Raw genomic sequence first — 13,183 nt, 5'->3', positions numbered from 1 at the left:
TCACCAAACGAATAATCCAACGACCATGGCACTTAACAGGGAAACAGCCATCCCGCTAACCAACAGCTTCCAAACATTCCTTCCGATAATGTTCGATTTCTCATCATTGAGGATGGAATTGAATGTTCCGTAGATCATGCCCACTGTACTGAAGTTGGCAAAAGACGTCAAATAAGTGACAGCCACGGCTACTGTATGCGGAGGCAGTGTACTGACTTTATCCTTTAAATCGAGCAAGGCAACGAACTCATTCGTGGCAAGCTTGATTCCCATCAATTGAGCGACATACATGGCATCATGTCCAGTTAATCCTAGCAGGAATGCAAATGGACTAAAAATGACAGAGAAAATCTTTTGAATGGTCAATCCATCCACGAAGAAACCGAAAATGCCGTTTACGCTAGCCGTCAACGCCACATAGCCGATAACCATTGCCATGATGACGAAGACCATTTTGGCCCCAACCAACATACTGTTGGAAATGGTGGAAAAGAAATCTTTACGTTCCTCTTTAGAAGGTACATAAACGACGTCTTCTTCTTTACTGACATCGACGGGATTCAGCATATTAGCTATCAGCAAGGCATTTAAGCAGTTCAAAGGTATCGCTACAAAAACATAGGTTGCCGGTACCATGGACAGGTAGGCTCCAATGATTGAACCGCTGATGCTGCTCATGCTCATGATTCCAAATGTCAAAAGACGCTGATCCTTAATCGCACTAAGTTGAATGCGGATTACGGCAAGTGCCTCGGTATTTCCGAGGAACATCATTTGAATCGAAAAGAAACTCTCAAGTTTCGGCAAACCGGATACTTTTGAAATGAGCCATCCCACTTTATCAATGATCCACGTAAGTATACCGAAATACGATAAAACATCAAAAAACGTGATAATGAAGATAATCGGCATCAATGCGCTGAAAAAGAAATCCACTTGTTCATTTGCCATAAGCGAAGGAAAGACAAAAGAAATCCCTTCATTCGCACATCCAATCAACCAGGTGAAGAATGAAGCGATCAGATTGATGACCCATGCCCCTATTTTTGTCGATAACATGAACCAAGTGATAAGCAATTCAAGAACCAGCAAGGTAAGAATGGCTTTCCACTTAACGTTCCTTTTATTAGGTGAACAAAGGTAAACGATGCCCATAACAACTAAAACACCTAGTATATTCAATAAGAAATACATGCTTTCATCCCCTTTAGCTATATCATTTCCCATTCGTTTTTTTTATATAAAAAGCCCTCACTTTTTTACACCTTCAGCCGCAGCAAGAAAGTGTGAAAAAGTAAGAGCTTTCATCGAAGCATGTTTTTTAGGATCAAGCTTTTTTCAAGCGAACCAACATTAACCTGTTCATCTCTTCTATTTTCATACTTCCTTGTAGTCCGGCATTACGGCTGCCAGGTAGAAACTATCAGACCATTGTCACTGATATTATACAAGGATATTTTTTAAATAAATTTCTCAGGAAAGATATCATTTTAAATCAGTTTATTTTTAATTACAATACGTTTTAAAGTTGTTATATTAATATAAATTTTTTGAAAACAGTCTATAAAGTCTCCGAAGGGCCAATTTGGGTAATACTTATGAAGGAGCCGACTAAAACTATAAACGGCCCACTCTAAAGAGGCCCATTACTTCTCCTTTATTGGAAATAAGGACGTGAATTTTTGTGGATTTTTTTAGTAGCCAGGAAACTCTTACTGCAATCCAGTGGATTTTAAGAGCCATCATTTCCTTCTTCTTCTTGCTTCTTTCGGTTAAATTGATGGGGCAACGGTCCATTTCGCAGTTAAGATTACTTGATTTCATAATGGCTTTAATCCTTGGAAACATTCTTGCCCACCCTTTATCTGATGAACAGTTAGGTTTGAAGGGCTCAATGATAACAACCAGTGTATTGGTCATTTTATATATAATTAGTGTGTTTGCAGGCCTTAAGTGGGGAAAACTCCGAAGTTTTTTTGACTCAGACCCCTTTCCGCTTATCGAAAATGGACAAATCATTTACAAAAGCTTAGCAAGGGCCAGAATCTCCATCGATGTTTTATTATCGGAATTAAGAAAGGAAAAAGTAGAAGATATTCAAAAAGTATCCCTCGCGCTATGGGAACCGGACGGTACCATTTCATTGTTTTTAGATCCCCAATATGAAGCAGTAACCCCAGCAGATATGCACCTGGAAACAAACGCCTTCACTTTTCCTAAAACGATTATTAAAGAGGGAAAGATTGATTCTAATGAATTGAACCGGGGCGGTAAAGAAGAAGCATGGCTGAAAAACAGAATCAAAATAACATATAATGCCGACGTGAACGATATTTTATTGGCAACTCTTGATAATAATGATACCTTAAAGGTCTTTTTCTACAAATAGATTTGCAGCCAAAATAAAATCCCCTCAAGTATAGTGTAAAGCCTACTTACGACTGTAAGCTTTTTACACGTTCAACTTAAAGGGGATCAAATATATCGCTTATTACTCCGACCAATTCAGTGTATTCAAGAACTTATACACATCTTCATACACCTGTTCACGTTCCTTGCCCAATGTGATAATATGGCCAGACTTTTCATACCAAATCAAGTGTTTATGTTGTGTATCGACTTCATTGAAAATCGCTGTAGCACTCTCCGTATAGTCGGGATCATCCAAACGCCCTTGCAGAACAAGAGTTGGAGATGTGATTAAATCTAAATTTTCACCTGTCTCATTTATAATGTTCAACACATCTTTTAGTTGAGGCATTGGCTCTTCTTCAAGCAGCTTCACTTCTGCAGCAATTTGGTCTGCATCTTTGCCCTCAAACTTCTTATACGCCTGTGCATAATTGAGCAAGCGGTTCTTTTGTCGATCGATACTTTTTCCTTGCGTCGGAGCGCACATTGAAACTACCCCTTTTACAGGCAATTCAATTCCCACTTTTAATGAGAACACTCCCCCTAAAGAAATTCCTACAACTGCAATTTCCTCATAGCCTTCTTCTTTTAGGAAATTATAGCCATTAACTACATCTCCCCACCATTCCTTTGGACCAGTTTTAGCAAGTTCCTCGGCTGATACTCCGTGCCCACTATAAAGAGGTCCGTGGCAAGTATAGTCGAGATCACTTAAGTACTTCCCTAATTTTTTCATATCTCCTGTACTTCCGGTAAACCCGTGAAGCAGAAGAACTGCTCTCTTTCCACCTATATATGTGAATGATTCAGGTGCTTTCACTTTCATCTATCTAGGACCTTCTTTCTTTGCTCTTGTTGATAAATAGAATCTAAATGATTTTCGAAAAAAAATCAATTAATACCCCTTGAGTAGTGATTCTTCTATCCTATTCCGTATTTTCATTAAAACAATTAAATCATATATATAGTATCCTTACCACACTCTTCACAACTCATCCGTTCCGAAGCACATTTTACTATGATTAAATTTATTTAGCAATCGTCATTTAACCATTTTTTTTAAGAAAAGTAAAATGCACCTTGTGATACGATGTACAACGTATTACACTTTAAAAATGAAAAGGAGGAGATTTTATATGGATAAAGAATTAATGAAGGGAAGCATTGACCTCCTTTTGCTTTCACTTCTATCGCAAAAAAAGCTTTACGGCTATGAAATAACGAAAATCCTGAAGCAAATGAGCAAGGGCAACTATGAAATAAGTGAAGGCACCCTCTACCCTGCCCTTAAACGATTAGAAAAAAAAGAATTCATAAAAGGACATTGGAAAGAGTCTGAATCATGCCGTAGGAAATATTATCATGTCACCGAAAATGGACAAACCGAACTTGAGCGGAAACGCGAATGCTTTTTCTTCCTGGAAAAATTAGTTCGAAAAAGCTCAGAACAATTCTAAACCAAATAAAAAGCTTCCTGCACTTAATGGAACGGCCCAGGAAGCTTTTTTTGCTGTTTTACTCGCTGTTCATGCGGAACACTTAGTTTCGCACGTTTACTCGGGAATTTCGCACTGCACACTTAGTTTGCGCTGTTTACTCGTGAGTTTTGCACTTTTACTCGTGAGTTTCGCACTTTTACTCGTGAATTTGAACTGTTTACTCGTGAGTTTCGCACTTTTACTCGTGAATTTGGACTGTTTACTCGTGAATTTCGCACATTTACTCGGGAATTTCGTACTTTTACTCTTGAATTTGGATTATTTACTCGTGAATTCGCTGTTTACTCGTGGGTTTCGCACTTTTACTCGTGAGTTTTGCTCTTTTACTCGTGAATTCGCACTGCACACTTAGTTTCGCACGTTTACTCGGGAATTTCGCACTGTACACTTAGTTTGCGCTGTTTACTCGTGAATTTGGACTGTTTACTCGTGAATTTCGCACTGCACACTTAGTTTTCGCATGTTTACTCGGGAATTTCGCACTGCACACTTAGTTTGCGCTGTTTACTCGTGAATTTCGCACTTTTACTCGTGGGTTTTGCACGTTTACTCGTGAGTTTTGCACTTTTACTCGTGAATTCGCACTGTTTACTCGTGAGTTTCGTACTTTTACTCGTGAGTTTGGATTATTTACTCGCGAATTCATCCTGCACACTTAGTTCGCACTTTTACTCGTGAGTTTTGCTCTTTTACTCGTGAATTCGCTGTTTACTCGTGAGTTTCGCACTTTTACTCGTGAATTTCGTACTTTTACTCGTGAATTCGGACTGCACACTTAGTTCGCACGTTTACTCGTGAATTCGCACTGTTTACTCGTGAGTCACTTCAATCACGCAAAAAAGGACCTAATCAGGTCCTTTTTTTGTCTATTCCTTTATGCTTGCGAGAATTGGCGCAGGAGAGCTTCATGCATTCCCCTTGTACATGCGGGCCATATTTTTCACGAAAGGCCTCGAGGCAATAGCATTTTTCTTCTTCTTTTTTGGTTCCATCCATCAAGTGCATCCCTCCTAGCATTTAACTGGAGACTACACGTTTCTCCAGTTCTACGTTGATTCGTCCCAACAATATGGCACCAATGGACTGAATGATCGTTTTAACGATGATTTGGCCGATGACCGCAGCGGGCACCGCTTCCCATGGCAATATATTGGCACCCAGAGGACTTAGGCCAATCACGACAAATATCACAGAATCGAAAAATCCTCCAACGATCCCGCTGTAAAATACCCTCCAACTCATCGGGAGCTTTAAACGGGTATAAATTTCCGTATCCGCTGTTTCTGCGACCACGAAGGATAAAGCGGAAGCAAACACAATCAGTAACGTATCTCCTAATAAAAATGATACACATGCAGATAAAATAAGTGCAGTGACGATGCATATATAGGTCTTTACACGGCCGTATTTATTCTGGACCAGATCTCGGAAGATGAAGGTTCCCCCGATGAGCAATGTCCCCATCGGGATGATGAACATGCCAAAATGTAATGGCTCAAAAGCTGCTGTAACCACATTCGCCGTGATGATGGATACTAAATACAATAAAATTCTTAACATTTCTTGATTCTCCTTATACAGAAAAAACAGCACCCTAAGAAAGAGCCCTGTTCTCCTTAGTTTTTTTGAGAGGGTAGCTAGAACCTCTTCCGCCCGGGCGGATTATCATTTTCCTTATTCATCGTAGCTTGAAAGCGGTTGGAAATCAAGAAGTTTCCATACCGTCGATTTTAGTATGTTTTCGCGGTTACCGATTGATTTAGCCATTTATTTCAATGTCCCCGTTTCCCCCTTTTGCCGATTTCTGTCGCCTAAAACTGCTTGACCGGCTGTATACAAAAGCCGAAAATCAAAGATAGAGTCATGTACTTTATTTGGCGAGGAGAAAAAGAATGATGAAAAAAACTACGTTTGTCTATCCTATTTATATCGCAACTACACCAGAGAAGCTTTGGGAAGCCTTGACGAGTGGTGAAGTCACGGAGAAATACCACTTCGGATTACAAGTACAGTCTGACTGGCGAGAAGGGTCAGCCGTTAAATATTTGCTGGATGATGGGCGGATTACTGATCATGGGCATGTACTTAAATGCGAGCCGTTGCACCTGCTCTCGTTTACATGGATCATGGCAGGAGACGAAACACCGCGCGAGCAGCCTACACGGGTCACTTTTGAATTACTGAAAATGGACGATTCGACTGTGAAGTTAACTCTTAGGCATGAGGAGCTATTGGAGACGGATTTCGTCTATGATGACAATACCTTTGAAGGCTTGAATAATGGATGGCCAGCCCTTTTAAGTAACCTGAAGAGTTTGCTTGAAACTGGACGGACCCTGCCGCCCATATCAGTAGACTGGGATAATTAAATGTAAACTATAAAAACACATTGAAAGAGAGTTGAGTTAGTAATGGATACTCAAATAATCACGAAATTCAAGATCGTCAAGCCAACGAATGAAGTGTTTGAAGCCATAGTGAATCCTGAAAAAATCGGGAATTTCTGGTTCTCATCGAGTTCGGATAGATGGGAAAAAGGCCGGACGCCTACATTGAGATACAACGAATACGATGCTGAAGTGGTCATTCATGTATTGGAAGTAGAGGAAAATAGGAAAATCGTGTTTGCATGGGGCGGAAATGATCAAGAAACGATTGTTGCCATTACACTAAAAGAGTTGGATAAAACGAGTACGATCATTGAAGTGAACGAATCAGGATTGAGTGAAGACGATCCTGAAATAATAAACAAAATGATCGGACAAAAAGAAGGTTGGGTATATACATTAACCTGTTTAAAGGGTTATTTAGAAAATGGCGTCACTACTTTGAGAGCATCATTAGTTTTTTAATAAATTGCATAAACCCTCAATAAACTGGGGGTTTATCCTTTGCAACACTGGTGAAACAAATGGCAAAATCCCACTTAAAGACAGTACTTTATAGTTCAATCTAATAATTGACATTTAAAAATCCGTGAGCTATCATCCTAATTAACCAGTGGTCAATTAATAAGGAGGTGATAAGATGTCGCCAAGGAAATCGGCAGGTCAAGAATTATCCAGGGACATGGTGTTGAATGAAGCTAGAAACCTTTTTGCAGCGTTAGGGTATTCGAATGTCTCGATGAGGCAATTGGCTAAATCATTGGATTGCAGCCATGGAGCCATTTATTATCATTTTAAAAACAAGGCGGAAATATTTTATAGTTTGGTGAAAACGGATTTTTCTGTTTTAAATTCTTCATTCGATGATATCATCCTGTCGGAAAATGACCCTTCCGTAAAAATGGAAAAGATTTTATTGTGCTTCTTGGAGTTCGGTTTAACCCAACAGAATCATTATTCCATCATGTTTTTATCGAAGGAAAAAGAAATTCAGCAGTTACTCCAATTCGATTCTAATAAAACATACGAAAAGCTAATCCAGTCCTTGACGGATCTAACGGACAACAAACTGAATCCTGCATCCATTTGGTCGATTTTTCTTTCTCTTCACGGATTCATAACTTTTTACATTAATTCTGAACTATCTTATCAAGATGTAAAAGGTTTAGCCTATTTTCATGTAAAAAATATCACCAAGAACATCATATAATTTTTTCGGAAATTATTGACCAATGGTCAATTAAACTTTGGAGGTTATGAAATGGTGAAGAAATTCCTTCATATTGAAGGACTTATGGTCCTTTTAGCGGTGATTTACTTCTATTCGTTATATGAATTCAGCTGGTGGATTTTCCTTTTGCTGATTCTGTCCCCTGATGTTTCCATGCTGGCCTATCTGATCAATGACCGGATTGGAGCAAAGGTTTATAACGCATTCCATACTTATATCGTGTCCATCCTCATGATTTTGTTAGCCATATTCCTAAAGTCGGATGCATGGGTGATGATTGGTTTAATTTGGACCGCACATATTGGAATGGATCGCTTATTCGGATATGGCCTTAAATACACATCATCCTTCAAAGCTACACACATGCAAAGGTTGTAATAAGCTTAAAAGGCAGTGTGATTAAACATCACACTGCCTTTACTTTACACACCCCGCTTGTTACCCCATATATAGGTATGCAGCTGGGGCAGGACTTTCACATCATTCAATTCATCATCCGCTATCACTTTATCAATTAACTCTTCGTACTTCTTCAATAGGCCGCTGATCAATTGACGATCATCCGCCGTCCTGCTGTCGTCATTGCCGACCTGCAGATAAAAGGGAATATCCGGGTAACGCCCATGTACATGTTTAGCATATTGATAATCTTCCTCGTTAAAGACGACGATCTTCAATGAAACATGGTTTTCTGGGTTTCGATTGGCAAGATTCGAGATGATTTGGTCAAGCACGGTAAAGTCCGTGTCCATTCCAGAGCTCGGCGGCTTAGGTGAGATAGTCAGTTCATCAATATCGAGAAGCCAATCCTGCCATCGGCTCCCTTGTGTTTCGACCCCTATTTTCATTTTATTTTCATGTAAGATCGTTATCAAGCCGTTTAGGTTTTTCAGCAGGGCCGGGTTTCCCCCAGATATCGTCACGAAGGAAAAACCGGAACCCCCAATTCGCTTCAGCTCATCCCATATTTCTCTAGCAGTCATCTGAACGGTATCTTCCTTACCTGTGCCATCCCAAGTAAAAGCGGAATCACACCAGGAACATGAATAATCGCAGCCGGCCGTCCGAACGAACATGGTTTTTTGACCAATGACCATTCCCTCTCCTTGGATGGTCGGCCCGAAGATTTCCATTACCGGGAGTTTACTCACTTTCCATCCACTCCCGTCTGGCTTCGGCATAGCTTGTCGGCGTTTCGTAAAGTCGAACAAATTCGACTCTAGCACCCTCATATTCTTTTAATGAAAGGGCTTCGGCCATTTTTTCATAAATCCAGACTACCATATTTTCAGCTGTTGTATTCATGAGCGGCAGGGTTTCATTCAAATAACGATGATCCAGGTGGATTTCGATTTCATTTTTCCAGATATCCTTGATGTCCCCAAAATCTATCATCAACCCGCGTGAATCCGTATACCCGCTCAATCCGAAAATGACTTTATACGTGTGGCCATGCAGGTTCTTGCATTTCCCTTCATAGTCATGAAGGTGGTGCGCCGCGTCAAAGGTGAATTCCTTACTCACGAGAACCCTCTTGTTTGTATACTTCAATTGGCTGCGCTGAATATCTTCATCTATTTTTTGGAGTTTATCCACTATCTTAAAACCGTACATCATGAAAGCACCTTCCGTCTGCTTACATAGTCATCCAGCCCTTTTTTCCGCAGATTGCATGCCGGACAATCTCCACAGCCATCGGAGATGATTCCGTTATAGCAAGTCAGGGTCTTTTCGCGGACAAAGTCGAACGCGCCAAGCTGGTCAGCAAGCTCCCATGTTTCCTCTTTATTAAGCCACATTAGCGGCGTATCAATCACGAATGACTGGTCCATCGATAAGTTCAAGGTCACATTCAACGATTTAATGAATACATCGCGGCAGTCAGGATATCCGCTGAAATCCGTTTCACAGACTCCTGTGACAATATGTTTAGCGCCAATCTGACTCGCCAGCACTCCGGCAAACGAAAGGAAAAGCAAATTCCTCCCTGGCACGAACGTCGACGGCAGCTCCCCTTCTTCTCCGTCCGCCACTGCGATATCACTTCTCGTCAATGCATTCGGTGCCAATTGGTTCAGCAGCGACATGTCAAGGATATGATGATTCACGCCCAATTCCTTGGCTATGTTTTGAGCGCATTCGATTTCCAAGCTATGCCGCTGATTATAATCGAACGTCACCGCTTCCACTTCCTCAAATCTCTCCAATGCCCAAAACAGGCACGTCGTACTGTCCTGCCCTCCGCTAAACACAACCACTGCCTTTTCTTTCTTCTTCATTTCTATAAAACTCCTTTTTACGGAAAAAAACAGCACCCTAAGAATAGAGCACTGTTTCTCCTTAGTTTTTTTGAGAGGGTAGCTAGAACCTCTTCCGCCTTAACGCGGAATATTATATTTTTCCAAGTCAATAGTAACTTGAAAATGATAAGAAATCAACATGTTTATATAAAGTGAACATTAGACCTGATGGCAAATTTGGTTAACTTTTCATTACTTAAAAATTACATTAAAAATCCGATAAAAAAAAGTGAATAAAATATCGATAAGGGGTCCAATAATTTGAAAAGCGTTAAAGCCCGTATGCGGGAAATTGCTTTTTTCCCTCCCACATAAGGGAAGTTTCATTTTCATAAATTCGGGGAATATATAACTATACACAATAATGAACCATAAAAAAAGCAAATCTATCAAAAGCGGCTGGAAGTGAATATTTTCCTTTGTTTTCAGAATATTTAGTGTATAATGAATATAAGGAATATTTTAACTCAAATAATCATTGCTTCCAATACCCGCTTTCTGCAAATCCCGACATTCCCTTTCAATACCATGCACGGTCACTTACTCAGCAAGGGCCCATTACATGCTTTTTCTCGAATCAAACCATTCACAACTTTATTCACACAAAAACATAATTTCCACTCCAAAATTGCAAAAAAAGGTTAAACTTCACCAACGATATGTTACTATTAAACTAAGACCTTTTAACCCCATAAGGAGGAATTCATATGAAACGTTTTTTCAAATTCATCGCAGATTTTAACGAAAGAAAAGCATTGCAACGGGAAACCAAAGAATTCTTTCGCAAAGAATACGAAAATTATATGAAGATGAATCCTGACAATCAACGTAAAAAAAGGAGATTAGCTCCTAGATTTTATGTGATTGATGGCGGTAAAAAGGACTCCACCCTTGAGATTTCTGAGAGAAAGAAATCAAGTTAACCTGGATTCCTTCCATTATCAGCTACCCATGCTGTAACTCAAGACCCACAAAAGGTAAATCCATCCATGATTAACGTAGATCCGTGACCATTCCATTCATTTACAATATATAAGCCGAAAGCCCAGATATGCTTCTGGGCTTTTTTTATTTTTTATTCATATATAAACACTATATCTATAGAAGAAACTAGGTATTTTTTAAAAGAAATGGGTTAACTTTAGTTCATTTCATTTTTTAGGTAAAAGGTCAATTATAGACCCATGGGTATTCCCGAGGAAAATACTAAAAAAAAGAGATGTGTTCTTTTACTCATCTTTGTCCATATTCAAAAGAGTTCAACTAATTGAGTCGTTAGATGCAATATTTCACATTGAATGACAAATCCATAAAAATTGTAACCTTTATGTCAAACAATGGGTATAAACAATTAACAAACTGTAATAAACCTCACTTTTTCAAAAAAATATTATTCAAATATAGCCATTATGAATTAGGTTCAAATGCTCATAAAACCATGTTTATTCTGACTGAAATGGGGCTTTATTAAACTTTCCATAATTTAGTGTAAATGAAACCTCGATTCCCTCGATTTCCAGACATATCTTTGTACTCATAAAATAATTCATCCCATTAGATACTATTACACACTAATATACATATATTTGAAAAAGCTATTGATAACTATATTACAATAGAATAATTGGCTCTTGCCTATTAAGTTTAAAATCATGTAGTGTGTATTCAGTAATTCAAATATTTGAAAAAAAGAGAGGTTTAAAAAAAATGGCACCAATATTTATTTGTGCGATCTTTTTGCTTGGCTATGGCATTTTTGAACAAAAACGCCATCAGAAGCGTCTCGACTCCATCCCGGTACGTGTGAATGTGAATGGGATTCGAGGGAAATCGACTGTAACGCGTCTAATTACAGGTGTGATCCAAGAAGCAAAATACAAAACAGTAGGTAAAACAACCGGAACATCAGCAAGAATGATCTATTGGTTTACCGACAAGGAAAAACCGATTGTACGCCGCCCGGAAGGACCCAACATAGGAGAACAACGGCGTGTAGTTAAAGAAGTTGCCGACTTAGGCACGGAAGCACTGGTTTGTGAGTGCATGGCCGTACAGCCTGACTATCAACTAATCTTCCAAAACAAAATGATCCAGGCAAACATCGGGGTCATCGTGAATGTATTGGAAGACCATATGGATGTCATGGGACCGACTATGGATGAGGTTGCTGAAGCCTTCACTGCTACCATTCCCCATAATGGTCACTTAATAACCATTGAAAGTGAATATTTGGACTTTTTCAAACAAATCGCCAAAGAACGCAACACAAAAGTGATCGTTGCAGATAATTCAAGAATTTCCGAGGATTTCTTACGCGAATTCGACTATATGGTATTTCCGGATAACGCATCACTGGCCTTGGCCGTTGCGGAAGCTTTGGGAATTGATGAAAAAACGGCTTTCCGCGGCATGCTGAATGCACATCCAGATCCAGGGGCCATGCGGATCACCAAATTCGGAGATCGCATCCAGCCAACTTTCTTTGTCAATGGCTTTGCTGCAAACGACGCGGCATCGACGCTGAACATATGGGAACGTGTCAATACGTTCGGATACAGCACAGAACCTCCTATCGTCATCATGAACTGCCGTGCAGACCGTGTGGACCGTACCGAGCAGTTTGCTAGAGATGTATTGCCGTACATAAAATCCGAAATCGTCATTGCCATTGGAGAAACTACATCACCAATCACGAAGGTATTCGAGCAAGGTAAATTGGATACTAAAGAATATTGGGATTTAGAAAACTGGTCAACTGAAGAAATCGTGGCCCGTCTCCGCCCATTGATGAAAAATCGCATCGTCTACGGTGTTGGGAATATTCACGGTGCAGCGGAACCATTAATTGAAGCATTCATGAAATCTAAAACAAAGCAAAAAGCAAGTTAAGTAGGAGGAACCTTAATGTTTGGATCGGATTTATATGTAGCCCTAGTACTGGGAGTAACGCTTAGCCTTATATTTTCAGAAAAGACGGGTGTCGTACCCGCAGGACTTATCGTGCCAGGTTATTTGGCATTAGTATTTGATCAATGGGAAATCATGTTGACCATTTTGATCATTAGTGTCGTAACTTATTTAATCGTCACCCATGGCCTTTCAAGATGGGTGATTTTATATGGAAGAAGAAAATTCGCCGCCATGATGGTGACCGGGATTTGCTTGAAACTCCTATTGGACTTAGTCTACCCCGTCATGCCCTTTGAAATATTCGAGTTTCGGGGAATCGGTATAATCGTACCTGGATTGATAGCGAATACCATACAAAGACAAGGAATGCCATTGACACTTGGCAGCACGCTTTTATTATCCGGCATAACATTCGGTTTAATGAACGTGTACTACCTATTCTGA

At 39.8% G+C, this 13,183-nt stretch carries 16 protein-coding genes and 3 riboswitches; of the genes, 9 read left to right on the top strand and 7 right to left on the bottom strand.

Going from position 1 to position 13,183, the window contains the following annotated elements; all coding sequences use genetic code 11:
* Window positions 1-1,194, bottom strand: a complete 1,194-nt coding sequence (locus tag OTG27_RS21525; RefSeq protein ID WP_268938060.1) for a nucleoside transporter C-terminal domain-containing protein — start codon at window positions 1,192-1,194, stop codon at window positions 1-3.
* A 176-nt stretch (window positions 1,195-1,370) separates the two neighbouring features.
* A riboswitch (purine riboswitch) is annotated at window positions 1,371-1,471 on the bottom strand.
* A 213-nt stretch (window positions 1,472-1,684) separates the two neighbouring features.
* Between OTG27_RS21525 and OTG27_RS21520 the strand changes: the two genes are divergently transcribed.
* The gene (locus OTG27_RS21520; protein WP_268938059.1) at window positions 1,685-2,389 is read left to right on the top strand and encodes a DUF421 domain-containing protein; all 705 of its coding nucleotides are present in this window, start codon (window positions 1,685-1,687) and stop codon (window positions 2,387-2,389) included.
* A 102-nt stretch (window positions 2,390-2,491) separates the two neighbouring features.
* On the opposite strand, the gene OTG27_RS21515 is transcribed toward OTG27_RS21520, so the two are convergent.
* Window positions 2,492-3,238: an alpha/beta hydrolase gene (locus tag OTG27_RS21515; RefSeq protein ID WP_268938058.1), complete on the bottom strand. Its 747-nt coding sequence runs from the start codon at window positions 3,236-3,238 to the stop codon at window positions 2,492-2,494.
* Between the two features lie 310 nt (window positions 3,239-3,548).
* Between OTG27_RS21515 and OTG27_RS21510 the strand changes: the two genes are divergently transcribed.
* A complete protein-coding gene (locus OTG27_RS21510; protein ID WP_268938057.1) occupies window positions 3,549-3,869 on the top strand; it encodes a PadR family transcriptional regulator in 321 nt (106 codons plus the stop codon).
* 891 nt (window positions 3,870-4,760) lie between these two features.
* Here OTG27_RS21510 and OTG27_RS21505 read toward each other — a convergent pair.
* Complete coding sequence (locus OTG27_RS21505; protein ID WP_268938056.1) at window positions 4,761-4,907, bottom strand: hypothetical protein; 147 nt, start codon at window positions 4,905-4,907, stop codon at window positions 4,761-4,763.
* Between the two features lie 21 nt (window positions 4,908-4,928).
* Window positions 4,929-5,471 (bottom strand): VUT family protein, encoded by a 543-nt coding sequence (locus OTG27_RS21500; RefSeq protein WP_268938055.1) that lies wholly within the window; start codon window positions 5,469-5,471, stop codon window positions 4,929-4,931.
* Window positions 5,472-5,521: 50 nt separating this feature from the next.
* Window positions 5,522-5,564, bottom strand: a riboswitch (PreQ1 riboswitch).
* A gap of 242 nt (window positions 5,565-5,806) precedes the next feature.
* Here OTG27_RS21500 and OTG27_RS21495 point away from each other — a divergent pair.
* From OTG27_RS21495 to OTG27_RS21480, 4 genes are all read left to right on the top strand, one after another.
* Entirely contained in the window at window positions 5,807-6,280 is a 474-nt protein-coding gene (locus tag OTG27_RS21495) for an SRPBCC family protein (protein WP_268938054.1), read from the top strand.
* A 42-nt stretch (window positions 6,281-6,322) separates the two neighbouring features.
* Window positions 6,323-6,763 (top strand): SRPBCC family protein, encoded by a 441-nt coding sequence (locus OTG27_RS21490; RefSeq protein WP_191928730.1) that lies wholly within the window; start codon window positions 6,323-6,325, stop codon window positions 6,761-6,763.
* A gap of 175 nt (window positions 6,764-6,938) precedes the next feature.
* Window positions 6,939-7,508 carry a TetR/AcrR family transcriptional regulator gene (locus OTG27_RS21485; protein ID WP_268938053.1) on the top strand — a complete coding sequence of 190 codons (570 nt, stop codon included), beginning with the start codon at window positions 6,939-6,941 and terminating at the stop codon, window positions 7,506-7,508.
* Between the two features lie 51 nt (window positions 7,509-7,559).
* Window positions 7,560-7,907: a DUF4260 domain-containing protein gene (locus OTG27_RS21480; protein ID WP_268938052.1), complete on the top strand. Its 348-nt coding sequence runs from the start codon at window positions 7,560-7,562 to the stop codon at window positions 7,905-7,907.
* 44 nt (window positions 7,908-7,951) lie between these two features.
* Here OTG27_RS21480 and queE read toward each other — a convergent pair whose 3' ends face one another.
* From queE to queC, 3 genes are read right to left on the bottom strand one after another with little or no spacing between them, the layout of a single operon-like run.
* The gene (gene queE / locus OTG27_RS21475) at window positions 7,952-8,680 is read right to left on the bottom strand and encodes a 7-carboxy-7-deazaguanine synthase QueE (RefSeq protein ID WP_268938051.1); all 729 of its coding nucleotides are present in this window, start codon (window positions 8,678-8,680) and stop codon (window positions 7,952-7,954) included.
* Complete coding sequence (gene queD, locus OTG27_RS21470) at window positions 8,673-9,143, bottom strand: 6-carboxytetrahydropterin synthase QueD (protein WP_034309398.1); 471 nt, start codon at window positions 9,141-9,143, stop codon at window positions 8,673-8,675. The genes queE and queD overlap by 8 nt, the downstream gene beginning before the upstream one ends.
* Window positions 9,143-9,808, bottom strand: coding sequence for a 7-cyano-7-deazaguanine synthase QueC (queC, locus tag OTG27_RS21465; RefSeq protein ID WP_034309401.1), 666 nt, complete (start codon window positions 9,806-9,808; stop codon window positions 9,143-9,145). The genes queD and queC overlap by 1 nt, the downstream gene beginning before the upstream one ends.
* A gap of 55 nt (window positions 9,809-9,863) precedes the next feature.
* A riboswitch (PreQ1 riboswitch) is annotated at window positions 9,864-9,906 on the bottom strand.
* A gap of 630 nt (window positions 9,907-10,536) precedes the next feature.
* Here queC and OTG27_RS21460 point away from each other — a divergent pair.
* From OTG27_RS21460 to pgsC, 3 genes are all read left to right on the top strand, one after another.
* A complete protein-coding gene (locus tag OTG27_RS21460) occupies window positions 10,537-10,752 on the top strand; it encodes a hypothetical protein (protein ID WP_053536010.1) in 216 nt (71 codons plus the stop codon).
* A gap of 784 nt (window positions 10,753-11,536) precedes the next feature.
* The gene (gene pgsB / locus OTG27_RS21455) at window positions 11,537-12,718 is read left to right on the top strand and encodes a poly-gamma-glutamate synthase PgsB (protein WP_034309408.1); all 1,182 of its coding nucleotides are present in this window, start codon (window positions 11,537-11,539) and stop codon (window positions 12,716-12,718) included.
* Window positions 12,719-12,733: 15 nt separating this feature from the next.
* A complete protein-coding gene (gene pgsC, locus OTG27_RS21450) occupies window positions 12,734-13,183 on the top strand; it encodes a poly-gamma-glutamate biosynthesis protein PgsC (protein WP_034309410.1) in 450 nt (149 codons plus the stop codon).

The organism is Peribacillus sp. AS_2, from assembly GCF_026891895.1.
Taxonomy (GTDB): Bacteria; Bacillota; Bacilli; order Bacillales; family DSM-1321; genus Peribacillus; species Peribacillus frigoritolerans.
The sequence above is the reverse complement of the archived record's forward strand: the minus strand, read 5'-3'. Positions and strand labels throughout refer to the sequence as shown.

What these genes read in the sequence shown, in the direction of transcription:
- pgsB (WP_034309408.1), top strand. Translation starts at nt 11,537, where the DNA reads ATGGCACCAATATTTATTTGTGCGATCTTTTTGCTTGGCTATGGCATT.
- queC (WP_034309401.1), bottom strand. Translation starts at nt 9,808, where the DNA reads ATGAAGAAGAAAGAAAAGGCAGTGGTTGTGTTTAGCGGAGGGCAGGAC.
- OTG27_RS21485 (WP_268938053.1), top strand. Translation starts at nt 6,939, where the DNA reads ATGTCGCCAAGGAAATCGGCAGGTCAAGAATTATCCAGGGACATGGTG.
- OTG27_RS21505 (WP_268938056.1), bottom strand. Translation starts at nt 4,907, where the DNA reads ATGGATGGAACCAAAAAAGAAGAAGAAAAATGCTATTGCCTCGAGGCC.
- OTG27_RS21460 (WP_053536010.1), top strand. Translation starts at nt 10,537, where the DNA reads ATGAAACGTTTTTTCAAATTCATCGCAGATTTTAACGAAAGAAAAGCA.
- OTG27_RS21490 (WP_191928730.1), top strand. Translation starts at nt 6,323, where the DNA reads ATGGATACTCAAATAATCACGAAATTCAAGATCGTCAAGCCAACGAAT.
- pgsC (WP_034309410.1), top strand. Translation starts at nt 12,734, where the DNA reads ATGTTTGGATCGGATTTATATGTAGCCCTAGTACTGGGAGTAACGCTT.
- OTG27_RS21495 (WP_268938054.1), top strand. Translation starts at nt 5,807, where the DNA reads ATGAAAAAAACTACGTTTGTCTATCCTATTTATATCGCAACTACACCA.
- OTG27_RS21525 (WP_268938060.1), bottom strand. Translation starts at nt 1,194, where the DNA reads ATGTATTTCTTATTGAATATACTAGGTGTTTTAGTTGTTATGGGCATC.
- OTG27_RS21510 (WP_268938057.1), top strand. Translation starts at nt 3,549, where the DNA reads ATGGATAAAGAATTAATGAAGGGAAGCATTGACCTCCTTTTGCTTTCA.
- OTG27_RS21515 (WP_268938058.1), bottom strand. Translation starts at nt 3,238, where the DNA reads ATGAAAGTGAAAGCACCTGAATCATTCACATATATAGGTGGAAAGAGA.
- OTG27_RS21500 (WP_268938055.1), bottom strand. Translation starts at nt 5,471, where the DNA reads ATGTTAAGAATTTTATTGTATTTAGTATCCATCATCACGGCGAATGTG.
- queD (WP_034309398.1), bottom strand. Translation starts at nt 9,143, where the DNA reads ATGTACGGTTTTAAGATAGTGGATAAACTCCAAAAAATAGATGAAGAT.
- OTG27_RS21480 (WP_268938052.1), top strand. Translation starts at nt 7,560, where the DNA reads ATGGTGAAGAAATTCCTTCATATTGAAGGACTTATGGTCCTTTTAGCG.